This window comes from Pseudomonas sp. USTB-Z (assembly GCF_019691255.1).
Taxonomy (GTDB): Bacteria; Pseudomonadota; Gammaproteobacteria; order Pseudomonadales; family Pseudomonadaceae; genus Aquipseudomonas; species Aquipseudomonas alloputida.
Window position 1 is genome coordinate 138,311 of sequence record NZ_JAECZP010000014.1, and the last position, 11,389, is coordinate 149,699.

The 11,389-nt window shown below is 63.5% G+C and carries 13 protein-coding genes; 9 read left to right on the forward strand and 4 right to left on the reverse strand.

Annotation, left to right across the window (positions count from 1 at the left end; translation table 11 throughout):
- Positions 1-58: 58 nt before the first annotated feature.
- Complete coding sequence (locus tag I8746_RS17445; RefSeq protein WP_221100881.1) at positions 59-841, reverse strand: hypothetical protein; 783 nt, start codon at positions 839-841, stop codon at positions 59-61.
- A gap of 65 nt (positions 842-906) precedes the next feature.
- Positions 907-1,869: an alpha/beta hydrolase gene (locus I8746_RS17450; protein ID WP_003252801.1), complete on the reverse strand. Its 963-nt coding sequence runs from the start codon at positions 1,867-1,869 to the stop codon at positions 907-909.
- A gap of 235 nt (positions 1,870-2,104) precedes the next feature.
- Here I8746_RS17450 and aroC point away from each other — a divergent pair, with 235 nt between their 5' ends.
- From aroC to I8746_RS17465, 3 genes are all read left to right on the forward strand, one after another.
- The gene (aroC, locus tag I8746_RS17455) at positions 2,105-3,196 is read left to right on the forward strand and encodes a chorismate synthase (protein ID WP_003252803.1); all 1,092 of its coding nucleotides are present in this window, start codon (positions 2,105-2,107) and stop codon (positions 3,194-3,196) included.
- A gap of 142 nt (positions 3,197-3,338) precedes the next feature.
- On the forward strand, positions 3,339-4,493 hold the full coding sequence (locus tag I8746_RS17460) for an MFS transporter (RefSeq protein ID WP_004577081.1): 1,155 nt from the start codon (positions 3,339-3,341) through the stop codon (positions 4,491-4,493).
- Positions 4,493-5,029, forward strand: a complete 537-nt coding sequence (locus I8746_RS17465) for an oxidase (RefSeq protein WP_221100882.1) — start codon at positions 4,493-4,495, stop codon at positions 5,027-5,029. The genes I8746_RS17460 and I8746_RS17465 overlap by 1 nt, the downstream gene beginning before the upstream one ends.
- 143 nt (positions 5,030-5,172) lie before the next feature.
- Here I8746_RS17465 and I8746_RS17470 read toward each other — a convergent pair whose 3' ends face one another.
- A complete protein-coding gene (locus tag I8746_RS17470; RefSeq protein WP_003252809.1) occupies positions 5,173-5,445 on the reverse strand; it encodes a DUF3509 domain-containing protein in 273 nt (90 codons plus the stop codon).
- Between the two features lie 266 nt (positions 5,446-5,711).
- On the opposite strand from I8746_RS17470, the gene I8746_RS17475 reads away from it, so the two are divergent.
- On the forward strand, positions 5,712-6,236 hold the full coding sequence (locus I8746_RS17475) for an ankyrin repeat domain-containing protein (RefSeq protein WP_108191506.1): 525 nt from the start codon (positions 5,712-5,714) through the stop codon (positions 6,234-6,236).
- A gap of 60 nt (positions 6,237-6,296) precedes the next feature.
- A complete protein-coding gene (locus I8746_RS17480) occupies positions 6,297-6,827 on the forward strand; it encodes a hypothetical protein (RefSeq protein ID WP_004577082.1) in 531 nt (176 codons plus the stop codon).
- Positions 6,828-6,975: 148 nt separating this feature from the next.
- Here I8746_RS17480 and I8746_RS17485 read toward each other — a convergent pair whose 3' ends face one another.
- Positions 6,976-7,914, reverse strand: a complete 939-nt coding sequence (locus I8746_RS17485; protein ID WP_003252816.1) for a ZIP family metal transporter — start codon at positions 7,912-7,914, stop codon at positions 6,976-6,978.
- 126 nt (positions 7,915-8,040) lie between these two features.
- Here I8746_RS17485 and I8746_RS17490 point away from each other — a divergent pair, with 126 nt between their 5' ends.
- The 4 genes from I8746_RS17490 (at position 8,041) to I8746_RS17505 (ending at position 11,378) form a co-directional block, all read left to right on the forward strand.
- Complete coding sequence (locus I8746_RS17490) at positions 8,041-8,232, forward strand: PLDc N-terminal domain-containing protein (RefSeq protein ID WP_003252818.1); 192 nt, start codon at positions 8,041-8,043, stop codon at positions 8,230-8,232.
- Positions 8,233-8,371: 139 nt separating this feature from the next.
- The gene (locus tag I8746_RS17495) at positions 8,372-10,429 is read left to right on the forward strand and encodes an LTA synthase family protein (protein WP_014859922.1); all 2,058 of its coding nucleotides are present in this window, start codon (positions 8,372-8,374) and stop codon (positions 10,427-10,429) included.
- Between the two features lie 205 nt (positions 10,430-10,634).
- Positions 10,635-10,871, forward strand: coding sequence for a hypothetical protein (locus I8746_RS17500; protein ID WP_221100883.1), 237 nt, complete (start codon positions 10,635-10,637; stop codon positions 10,869-10,871).
- Positions 10,872-11,045: 174 nt separating this feature from the next.
- Positions 11,046-11,378, forward strand: a complete 333-nt coding sequence (locus I8746_RS17505; RefSeq protein ID WP_003252824.1) for a ribonuclease E inhibitor RraB — start codon at positions 11,046-11,048, stop codon at positions 11,376-11,378.
- Positions 11,379-11,389: the final 11 nt, after the last annotated feature.

Genomic DNA, 11,389 nt, shown 5'->3' on the forward strand with positions numbered 1-11,389 from the left:
TGGCCTTGTGTCGCGATGGGCCGCGAAGCGGCCCCAATCTCCACCGGCAGATGCGGTCTTAGCGGGTTGCAATCCAGATCAACAGCCCTGCCTGGAACACGGCAAACGCCACCAGGCAGGTAATGGTGAAACGCAATCCGCCGTCTTCGCGCTGGTATTTGGCCACGCGCTCATCCCGCTCGCGCAGTTGCCCTTCCTTTTCCTGCAGTTGCTGGTCCGCCTGCTGCAGCAGGTTGGCGGCATCCAGAATCTCCACCCGCTGCAGGCGCTCGCTGCTCCAGGCGGCCTTGAGCTGGCCCACCGTCATATCCGCGGTACGGCCCTTCAGGTGCTGGCTGTCCTCGTACTGCACCTCGATACCCACCCCGCGCAAGCAGTGGTCACGGCGCAGGCGTGAGTCCTCGTTCAGGGCATCCTTGCTCGGCAGCGCCATGCCTTCAACCCGGTAGTGCGACCACTTGCGCTGCAACCACTGCGCGGCCTGGGCCAGCATGAAACGGCCGATGCCACGGTTCACCGGTTCCAGTTGCAGGCCCTGTTCATTGCCAATACGCACCAGGCGCTCGGCATGGTCGACGCGGATGTCCAGGCGGTTCTGCTCTTTGTGCACTTTCTGCCCAGGCAACTGGATTTCCATGCGCAGCAGGCTGTGGGCCTTGTCATGGCGCTCGGCATAGCCGAACTGCACAAAACGCAGCGGCCGCGCGCCGGTGCTGCGGTCGGTAGGCAGTGCTGCCAGGCGCAGCAGCTGGAAATGTTCGGCGGTCAGCTCGGCCCAGGGCAGGGCGGGGATTTCCTGGGGTTCTTCGGCCGGCTCGACGGCGGTGGGGGAGGTGGTCATCAGGGCTTGTCCTCAGCTATGCCTGCTGTATCGGCAGGCATGGCTGAGACCTGAGCCTGTTTGACTTACGCCGAAGGCAAATGCTGGATGAACGTCACAATTCGCTCGCCCAGCTCACGCGCCAGCGGCAGCTCGGGGTTGAGGTAGCTGTCGCGCTGCTGGCTCATGCCCTTGGGGCTGATGCGCAGCATGTGGTTCATGCCATCAATCAGGACCAGTTGTGCATCTGGCTTGGCCGCTTTCAGCCGTTGGGCGTCGGCCACGTCCACCTGCACGTCGTTGCGCCCCTGCACGATCAGCGCGGGCATCGGCAGGCGGGCAAAGGCGGCTGCCGGGTTTTGCTGGAACAGCGAAATCAGGTACGGCTGCACGCTGGGGCGAAACACCTGGCGCAGCGGCGCTGGCACATCCAGGCTGGTCTGCCCGGCCTGCAGGCGGTCGAGCAGGGCGCTGCCACCGGCCAGTTGCGCGGGCGGCAGGCGCTGGGCCAGTTGTTCGTGCAGCACCTCGGCCAGCGGCCGGCCGCTGCCGGCCAGGGTGATGACTGCGCTGGCGCCCGCCTGCTCGGCGGCCAGGCTGGCAATCAGTGCGCCTTCGCTGTGGCCAATCAGGATCAGCGGGCCGAAGCGCGGGTCGGCTTTGAGCTTGCGGCTCCAGGCGACCACATCGGCCACGTAGCGCTCCACGCTGAGGTCACGCTCGTCAGGCGTGGCCGGCTGGCTGGCGGCCACCCCGCGTTTGTCGTAACGCACGCTGGCAATGTGTTCGTTGGCCAGCAGCAGGGCCAGGCGCTTCAGGTTGTCGACCCGGCCCGACGCCGGGTTGTTGCCGTCGCGGTCGGTGGGGCCGGAGCCGGCGATGATCAGCACCACTGGCGGCGGGGTGGCCTGTTGTGGCAGCAGCAGGCTGCCGTGCAGCACGCCCTGGCCGGTGTCCAGGTCGATCGGGCGTTGCAGTACAGTGGGGGCGGCGGCCTGGGCCAGGCCGGTGCACAGCAGGAAGAGCAAGGCGACGAGGCGCGACATCATGCGGTACTACATGGGGAGATGTGGGTTTGACCCACTGTTGGCGGGAAGGTTCTGGGAAGCGAATGGCAGGTTCGGCCCTTTCGCGGGCACGCCCGCTCCCACAGGTATTTCACAGCATTTGGATCTGTGGTGATCCTGTGGGAGCGGGCATGCCCGCGAAGAGGCCCGCACAGGCGATCAAAGCATCTGTATACTGCTGCTTTCGTCCATTTCAGGCAGAACTCGCGGAGCGTCCATGTCCGGCAATACCTACGGCAAGCTGTTCACTGTCACCACCGCTGGCGAGAGCCATGGCCCGGCGTTGGTCGCCATTGTCGATGGATGCCCTCCGGGCCTGGAAATTTCCCTCGCCGACCTGCAGCACGACCTTGACCGGCGCAAGCCCGGCACCAGCCGGCACACCACCCAGCGCCAGGAAGCCGACGAGGTAGAAATCCTTTCCGGCGTGTTCGAAGGCCGCACCACCGGCTGCTCGATCGGCCTGCTGATCCGCAACACCGACCAGAAGTCCAAGGACTACTCAGCCATCAAGGACTTGTTCCGCCCGGCCCACGCCGACTACACCTACCACCACAAGTACGGTATCCGCGACTACCGCGGCGGCGGCCGCAGCTCGGCCCGCGAAACCGCCATGCGCGTGGCCGCCGGCGCTATCGCCAAGAAGTTCCTGGCCACCCAGGGCATCACCGTGCGTGGCTACATGAGCCAGCTGGGCCCGATCGAAATCCCGTTCAAGACCTGGGAGTCGGTGGAGCAAAACGCCTTCTTCAGCCCTGATCCGGACAAAGTACCTGAGCTGGAGGCCTACATGGACCAGCTGCGCCGAGACCAGGATTCGGTGGGCGCCAAGATCACCGTGGTCGCAGAAGGCGTGATGCCCGGGCTGGGCGAACCGATCTTCGACCGCCTGGATGCAGAGCTGGCCCATGCGCTGATGAGCATCAACGCGGTCAAGGGCGTGGAAATCGGCGCCGGCTTTGCCAGTGTGGCCCAGCGCGGCACCGAGCACCGGGACGAGCTGACCCCGGAAGGCTTCCTCAGCAACAATGCAGGCGGCATTCTGGGCGGTATTTCCTCCGGTCAGCCGATCGTTGCGCACCTGGCGCTGAAGCCCACTTCCAGCATCACCACCCCGGGCCGCTCGATCGATGTCGATGGCAACCCGGTGGACGTCATCACCAAGGGCCGCCATGACCCGTGCGTGGGCATCCGTGCCACGCCGATTGCCGAGGCGATGATGGCCATTGCGCTGATGGACCACCTGCTGCGCCACCGTGCGCAGAATGCCGATGTGCAAGTGAATACCCCGGTGCTGGGCCAGCGCTGATCCACCTGCACCGGCCTCTTCGCGGGTAAACCCGCGCCTACATTGGGATATCACTGCCCTCAGGTGCAGTGACAGGGTGAAATCCGCGTAGGCGCGGGTTCACCCGCGAAGAGGCCGGCCCAGGTCCCCACAAGGCCACCCCATGCAACCCATCCCCTACTGGCGCCTGTCCAGCTTCTACCTGTTCTATTTCGCCCTGCTGGGCTCCACCGCACCGTTCCTGGCGCTGTACTTCGACCACCTGGGCTTCTCCCCGGCGCGCATCGGCGAGCTGGTGGCCATCCCCATGCTGATGCGCTGCGTGGCCCCCAACCTGTGGGGCTGGCTGGGCGATCGCACGGGGCAGCGGCTGTTGATCGTCCGCCTTGGCGCGCTGTGCACCCTGGCCACCTTCGCCCTGATCTTCTTCGGCAAAAGCTACGCCTGGCTGGCGCTGGTCATGGCCCTGCACGCGTTCTTCTGGCATGCGGTGCTGCCGCAGTTCGAGGTCATCACCTTGGCCCACCTGCACGGGCAAACGTCGCGCTACAGCCAGGTACGTCTGTGGGGTTCGATCGGTTTCATCCTCACCGTGGTTGGCCTGGGCCGCTTGTTCGAGTGGTTGAGCCTGGACATCTACCCGGTGGCGCTGGTCACGATCATGGCCGGCATCGTTGCCGCCAGCCTGTGGGTGCCCAATGCCCAGCCGGTGGAACAGGGCGGGCGCAGCGGCACGGGGGGCTTCCTGCAACAGTTGCGTGCCCCGGGGGTGATCGCGTTCTACGCGTGCGTGGCCCTGATGCAGCTCAGCCACGGGCCGTACTACACCTTCCTTACCCTGCACCTGGAGCACTTGGGCTACACGCGCGGTGCCATCGGCCTGTTATGGGCGCTTGGGGTGGTGGCCGAGGTGCTGATGTTCATGGTCATGAGCCGCCTGTTTGCCCGTTTCAGCGTACAGCGCGTGCTGTTGGTCAGCTTCCTGCTGGCGGCATTGCGCTGGCTGCTGCTGGGCAACCTGGCCCAGGAGCCGGCAGTACTGATCTTCGCCCAGCTGCTGCACGCGGCCACCTTCGGCTGCTTCCATGCCGCCAGCATCGCGTTCGTCCAGGCCAGCTTCGGTGCCCGCCAGCAGGGCCAGGGCCAGGCGCTTTACGCCGCGCTGTCGGGTACCGGCGGTGCGCTGGGGGCGCTGTACTCAGGCTACAGCTGGAAGCTGCTGGGCCCCACCTTCACCTTTGGTATGGCCAGTGCCGCAGCCTTGGCCGCAGCCGTTATCATTGCCCTTTGTTCGCAACCGACCAGGACCCGCCCCTGATGAGCATTCTCAGCGTTTTCCACCCCGCCAGCCCGGCACTGCCGAACAAGGTGCTGACTCACCACGACGACATCGCCGCTACGTTGGCCGAGCAGGGCGTGCGCTTTGTGCATGCCGAACCTGGCCTGCGGGTGCGCCCGGGCACGGCCCAGGACGAGGTGCTGGAGGTTTGCCGCGTGTATCTGGATGAGTTGATGACGGCGCATGGCAGCAAGGCCTTCGCGCTGCTCAACCGCGACGGTGAAGACCCGGCACAGGTCGATGTGCGTGATGAGCATGTGCATGATGCCGACGAGCTGTTCGCCGTGGTCAGCGGGCGGGCGCAGGTTGGCCTGCGGCTGGGGGGCTGGGTGTATTCGGTGCTGTGCGAGAAGGGTGACCAGCTGCTGGTGCCGGCCGGGACGCGGCGCTGGGTTGAGCTGGGTGATACACCGTTTTGCCTGGCGTTGCGCTTGTATGGCAGCGAGCAGGGCATGCAGGCGCGGTTTACCGGGGATGTGACGGCGCGGGCATTTCTTGGGATCGACGAGCTGTAATTGCATTACCGGCCTCTTCGCGGGTGAACCCGCTCCTACAGCGGTGGCATCACCCTTAGGCATCGCGCAGTCAATGTTGCGCCGCCTTTAGGCATGTAGGAGCGGGTTTACCCGCGAAGAGGCCAGTTCAGGCAATACACCCCTCAGCGGTAAGTCGGCAGGGCAAACCGCTGCTGGCTCTGCAGCATCGAGATGACCGGCAACTCACTGGCCTCTTCAGCCAGATCACGACGGATGGCACTGATCGCCCAGGAGAGCTGTTCGGCACTGTGCAATTGCCCATAGGTCAGCACCCGGCGGGTAACCTTGCCATCCGCTGCGCGCAGGGTAAGCAGTACACCGCCATCGGGCCGGGCTTTGGTATTCACTTGATAGGCCGAAAATACCGAGGCGAACTTTTGCTGGATGAGGTCCATATCAACTCCTGGCTGGTGTGTGGCAGACATGAGTTGATGGTTGCAGTGACCGTGCCAGAATCTTGTTTGGCAAAAAATATAGTAAAACCAGTAGCTTACGTGGAATTCTCAGAAGCGGCATCGTGCAGGCTGCACGGTCGTGCATTTTGCACAGTGCATTTTGCACGGGTCAGGGTTTGCCTATCGGCCTTATAGAATCTGAACCTTTGACCGCAATGGCATGCCTGACGAACACTTGGGCCATCAATTATGCCAGGAGGTTCCCCATGTCCAGCCAAGCCGCACCTGCCACCATGACCGACGACGAAACCGCTGCGTTCGCCGAGCAGGTGTTCGAACGTGCCCGTCAGGGCGACGCCGACATGCTCGGGCGCCTGCTTGCCAGCGGCCTGCCGGCCAACCTGCGTAACCACAAGGGCGATACCTTGCTGATGCTGGCCAGCTACCACGGTCACCACGAGGCGGTGCGCGTGCTGCTGGCGCAAGGTGCCGACCCGCTGATTGCCAACGACAATGGCCAGCTGCCGATTGCCGGTGCCGCATTCAAAGGGGACCTGGCGATGATTCGCCTGCTGGTGGAGCATGGCGTGCCGGTGGATGCCGCCGCACAGGACGGTCGCACCGCGCTGATGTTGGCGGCGATGTTCAACCGCAGCGAAATCCTCGACTATCTGCTGGCCCAGGGGGCCGACCCGGCGCACCAGGACGCCCGCGGCATCACCGCCCTGATGGCGGCGCAAACCATGGGCGCAGCAGACACTGCCGCGCGCCTGCAAGCACAGGCGGGCTAACCGCCTAGGGGCATTTGCGGCTATCCTTGGCGACTTTTCACCCGTCGCAGGCCCCCTTTCATGAAAACTCAGTTGCTCGAATTCATCAGCCTCATTGGCGCAGGCTGCATGCGTGAGGCAGACATCGAGCGTATCGCCGACGAGGCCGCCCAGGCCTACGCTGACCCTGTCGCCTTCCTGGCCGCCAACCCTGACATCAACTACGACGACACTTTCCCGATGCCTTTGGGCGAATGGGTGGTGCTGGGCAGCCTGCCGGATACCGTGGTGTTCCAGGCCGACAGCTACCAGGCGCTGTTCCAGCAGATCAGCGACTCGTTCGACAACAGCGTGCCGTTTACCCTCAAGCCCAAGCAATTGGCCCGTACCGAGCCACTGACCGCGCTCAACCGTATCCAGGTGCAGATGGGCGCGCTGAACAAGGAGGCCGGTGGTTATGTGCTGCTCAACTTCAGCCAGTTGCTCGATGATGAACTGCAGATGGTCATGGTGGGGCAGCAGGACCTGGCGCGGGTAATGGAGCTGGGGGCAGCGCTGGGCATCAAGGTCGAGCCGGCGCTGGAAGCCCTGAAGGTCGCCGTACACATCTAAAGCCTGGCATAGGCTTTGTGGGAGCGGCCTTGTGTCGCGAAAGGGCTGCACAGCAGCCCCGGGATTTCAGCGTCGATGCAAATAATGCCGGGGCCGCTTCGCGGCCCTTTCGCGACACAAGGCCCCTCCCACAGGCCGGTGTTCAGCTTCAGCCCAGCGCAGTGTCGAGAAACATCATCACCGCAAACCCACCCATCAACCCCAGGGTCGCCGCTGTCTGGTGCCCGTTGCGGTGGGTTTCGGGGATCACCTCGTGGCTGACCACAAAGATCATCGCCCCCGCCGCCAGCCCCATGCTGATCGGGTAGGCTAGGGCAAAGCCTGTAGAAATCCCTAGCCCGATCACCGCCCCTAGCGGCTCCATCAGGCCCGACCCTATCGCCACCAACGCGGCCTTCAGGTTGGAAAGCCCCGTGGCGCGCAAGGCCAGCGCCACGGCCAGCCCCTCGGGGATGTCCTGAATGGCGATGGCACTGGTCAGTGGCAGGCCGATGTTCATGTCGCCATTGGCAAAGCTCACGCCAATCGCCATGCCTTCAGGCAGGTTGTGCAGGGTAATCGCCAGCACAAACAGCCACACCCGGCTGATGCGCTCGGCTTCGGGGCCGCACGGGCCGGTGCTTTCGTGTTCATGCGGGGTGAAGCGGTCCAGGCCCAGCATCAGCAGCACACCCAGGCCCATGCCCAGCACCACGGTAAACGCAGCGGCCGGGCCGTTGCCCGTGATCTCGCGGGCAGCCTCCAGGCCCGGCAAAATCAGCGAAAACGAGCTGGCGGCCAGCATCATGCCGGCAGCAAAGCCCAGCATCACGTCCTGGGTGCGCGCGTTGACATCGCGCAGCACCACTGCCAGCACGGCGCCCAGTGCGGTGGCGCCAAAGCCGGACAACCCGCCCAGCATGGCCAAGTGCAGGTTGTCGGCATGGTCGCCGTTCACCGCGTTCCAGAGGCTGGCGGCCAGCAGCACGCACACCGCCAGCAGGCTCAGCCCCAGGCCGGCGCTGAGCCAGGGGGTATCGGTAACCTGCTGGCGCCAGGCCTGCAGCAGTGAAGAGGGGGCGGCGCTTTGGCTGTGGGTGGGTGGCATGCGAACCTCGAATCAGTGAATGCAGTCAGTCTACCGAGGGACCTGCGACATCCGCCAAGGATTCCCTTCTATTGCTGCGATAGCTGACTATGCTGTGCAGCAAAGCCTCTGGACAGGAATTCAGACATGGGATCTACCTTCAACAGCCTGGTCGGGCTGATCATTCTGGCGCTGGATATCTGGGCCATTCTCAACGTGATCAAGAGTGGCAGCGAGGTGGGCATCAAGGTGTTGTGGATCTTGTTGATCGCCTTGCTGCCGGTGGTGGGGCTGGTGATCTGGGCGATTGCCGGGCCGCGGGGGAATGTGCGGCTCTAGGCGCGTTACTGACATAGCCAGTAATAGGGCCGTGACAAAATTTTCACATTGGTTTAAACAGAATCCGCACCCGCATAATGCTGCGTTGGCCTAGCGCCATCGCCTCTTCGCAAACCGCAATCCTAGGACCTTCCCATTCATGGCTAACACGGACGCCTTGAAGCAACAGGGCGCGCGAACGTCATTTTCGCCGACCTTGAAATCCCACCTGGCCTATACGCTGCTCAGCGGCCTGGTGATCATGCTGATGCTCAGCCTCGTGCGCCTGGCGCTGCTGGCCTACAACAACGACATGGTCGGCGATACCCCTTATTCGACGGTCGCCGAAGGCTTCCTCAACGGCTTGCGCTTCGACCTGCGGGTGGTGGTTTACATCAGTATTCCGCTGCTGCTGGCCATCCTCAGCCCCTGGGCCATGGCCCGGCGTGGCGTGTTCCGTTTCTGGCTGACCCTCGCTTCGAGCGTGGTGATGTTCCTCGGCCTGATGGAAATGGACTTCTACCGCGAGTTCCACCAGCGCCTCAACGGCCTGGTTTTCCAATACATCAAGGAAGACCCGAAAACCGTCATGAGCATGCTCTGGTACGGTTTCCCGGTGGTCCGCTACCTGCTGGCCTGGGCCTTCGGGACCTGGCTGCTGAGCCTGCTGTTCAAAGGTATCGATCGCGCCACCCGTGCCGAAGGCCTGTACCGCGTTGCCCCGTGGTACAAGCGCCTGGCGGTATTCATGGTGATCTTGCTGGTGGCCGTGGTCGCTGCCCGTGGCACCCTGCGCCAGGGCCCGCCGATGCGCTGGGGTGATGCCTTTACCACGGACTCCAACTTCGTCAACCAGCTGGGCCTGAACGGCACCCTGACCCTGATTGACGCTGCCAAGAGCCGCTTTGGCGAGGACCGTGCCAACATCTGGAAGCCAGTCCTGCAGCAGGACGTGGCCACGCAAAGTGTGCGTGAGCAACTGCTGACCGCCCACGACACGCTGGTCGACGCCGACGAAGCCGCTATCCGCCGCGACTTTGTGCCGCCGGCTGACCGTACCCTGCCGATCAAGAACGTGGTGGTGATCCTGATGGAAAGCTTCGCCGGCCACTCGGTAGGCGCGCTTGGCAGCCCCAACAACATCACCCCGTACTTCGACAAGCTGGCCAAAGAAGGCCTGCTGTTCGACCGCTTCTTCTCCAACGGCACCCATACCCACCAGGGCATGTTCGCCACCATGGCCTGCTTCCCCAACCTGCCAGGTTTCGAATACCTGATGCAGACCCCGGAAGGCGGCCATAAGCTGTCGGGCCTGCCGGCCCTGCTCAGCGCCCGTGACTACGACGACGTGTACGTCTACAACGGCGACTTTGCCTGGGACAACCAGTCCGGGTTCTTCGGCAACCAGGGGATGACCACCTTCATCGGCCGTAATGACTTCGTCAACCCGGTGTTCTCCGACCCGACCTGGGGTGTGTCCGACCAGGACATGTTCGACCGCGGCAACGAAGAGCTGGCCAAGCACGATGGCAAGAAGCCGATCTACGCGCTGCTGCAGACGCTGTCCAACCACACGCCGTATGCCCTGCCGAAGGACTTGCCGGTAGAGAAAGTGACCGGCCAGGGCCGTCTGGACGAGCACCTGACCGCCATGCGTTATTCGGACTGGGCGCTGGGCCAGTTCTTCGAGAAGGCGCGTAAAGAGCCTTACTTCAAGGACACCCTGTTCGTCATCGTCGGTGACCATGGCTTTGGCAACCACCAGCAGGTTACCGAGCTGGACCTGGGCCGCTTCAACGTGCCGCTGCTGCTGATTGCCCCGGGCATTCAGGAGAAGTTCGGTGCGGTGAACCACACCGTGGGTACCCAGGTCGATATCGTGCCGACCATCATGGGCCGCCTGGGTGGCAAGGCTCGCCACCAGTGCTGGGGGCGTGACCTGCTCAACCTGCCCGAGGGTGACCAGGGCGTGGGCATGATCAAGCCGTCGGGCAGCGAGCAGATTGTCGGGCTGGTGCAGGGTGACCGTATCCTGATCGAGTCCAAGGACATGAGCCCGCGGATGTACCGCTACCAGTTGGGCAGCGAGTTCAAGGCCGAACTGATCGAAAGTCCGGACCAGCCGGAAATGCTCAAGAAGCTGGAAGCGTATATCCAGACGGCGACCAAGAGCCTGCTGGATAACACCGCTGGCGTGGTGCACGGCACACCGAAGTAAACCGGGGCCGCGTTGCGGCCCATTCGCGGGCTTGCCCGCTCCCACAGGCACGACAAGGGTTAGAACCTTGTGCTGGCCCTGTGCGAGCGGGCAAGCTCGCGAATGGGCCCCGCACAATTTCCCCGGACTGAACATTATCCCCGCCCCAAGGTCAGTTATTCAGGCATCACACACCTGGTGTTCGTTGACTGAGAGGGTCCGTTCAATGAAAGAGTGGGAAGTCATTTTTGCCGACCAGAAGGGCGAACCGTCCACATTGCTGTTGCATGCCGAGCATTGCCCCAGCGAGGAAGACGTTGCGCGGGCCATCCGCTCACACCTGTTTCCGGTGATGGACGAGCTGGACCTCAACGACTTCCAGGACCGTATCATCTCCCCGACCGCACGCTGGCTCAAAGAGCATAGCGGTGTGACCATCACCAGCATTCACGAAGTCGCCTGAACCACACGTTTGCGTGGTGCCTTGGCAGGCACTACGCTGGAGAAGGGCCTGCCTGTTCTGCGGGTTGGCGCCGCTACAATTCGCGTCTTGCATCAGCTCGAACTGCACGGCCTTTGCCGGCAGGTGCGTAGTGCACGGAAAGTCTATCCATTGCTTTATTCAGGAGGACGATTCATGAGCAGCCAGAACGACGATATCAGCAGCAACGTCCTGCGCCAGATGAAAGCAGGCGGTTTCGACTTCACCCAGATCCACCCCATCGAGTTCTATGCCGTATTCCCGGACGAAGCAGGGGCCCGTCGTGCAGCCGGGCAGTTTCGCGGGGAATCGCTCAATGCCCAGGTGAAGGAGCTGGGCGACGGTGCCTGGCACCTGGAACTGAGCAAGGTCATGTACGCCACCCATGGCGGGATTGGCGACTTTGAAGAGGCCTTCGAGCAGTTGGTGACACCGTATGGGGGTGAGGTGGAAGGGTGGGGCGTCAAGCACGAACGGCTCACGGCCTGACAGTTTTGTGT

What these genes read in the sequence shown, in the direction of transcription:
- I8746_RS17445 (WP_221100881.1), bottom strand. Translation starts at nt 841, where the DNA reads ATGACCACCTCCCCCACCGCCGTCGAGCCGGCCGAAGAACCCCAGGAA.
- I8746_RS17450 (WP_003252801.1), bottom strand. Translation starts at nt 1,869, where the DNA reads ATGATGTCGCGCCTCGTCGCCTTGCTCTTCCTGCTGTGCACCGGCCTG.
- aroC (WP_003252803.1), top strand. Translation starts at nt 2,105, where the DNA reads ATGTCCGGCAATACCTACGGCAAGCTGTTCACTGTCACCACCGCTGGC.
- I8746_RS17460 (WP_004577081.1), top strand. Translation starts at nt 3,339, where the DNA reads ATGCAACCCATCCCCTACTGGCGCCTGTCCAGCTTCTACCTGTTCTAT.
- I8746_RS17465 (WP_221100882.1), top strand. Translation starts at nt 4,493, where the DNA reads ATGAGCATTCTCAGCGTTTTCCACCCCGCCAGCCCGGCACTGCCGAAC.
- I8746_RS17470 (WP_003252809.1), bottom strand. Translation starts at nt 5,445, where the DNA reads ATGGACCTCATCCAGCAAAAGTTCGCCTCGGTATTTTCGGCCTATCAA.
- I8746_RS17475 (WP_108191506.1), top strand. Translation starts at nt 5,712, where the DNA reads ATGTCCAGCCAAGCCGCACCTGCCACCATGACCGACGACGAAACCGCT.
- I8746_RS17480 (WP_004577082.1), top strand. Translation starts at nt 6,297, where the DNA reads ATGAAAACTCAGTTGCTCGAATTCATCAGCCTCATTGGCGCAGGCTGC.
- I8746_RS17485 (WP_003252816.1), bottom strand. Translation starts at nt 7,914, where the DNA reads ATGCCACCCACCCACAGCCAAAGCGCCGCCCCCTCTTCACTGCTGCAG.
- I8746_RS17490 (WP_003252818.1), top strand. Translation starts at nt 8,041, where the DNA reads ATGGGATCTACCTTCAACAGCCTGGTCGGGCTGATCATTCTGGCGCTG.
- I8746_RS17495 (WP_014859922.1), top strand. Translation starts at nt 8,372, where the DNA reads ATGGCTAACACGGACGCCTTGAAGCAACAGGGCGCGCGAACGTCATTT.
- I8746_RS17500 (WP_221100883.1), top strand. Translation starts at nt 10,635, where the DNA reads ATGAAAGAGTGGGAAGTCATTTTTGCCGACCAGAAGGGCGAACCGTCC.
- I8746_RS17505 (WP_003252824.1), top strand. Translation starts at nt 11,046, where the DNA reads ATGAGCAGCCAGAACGACGATATCAGCAGCAACGTCCTGCGCCAGATG.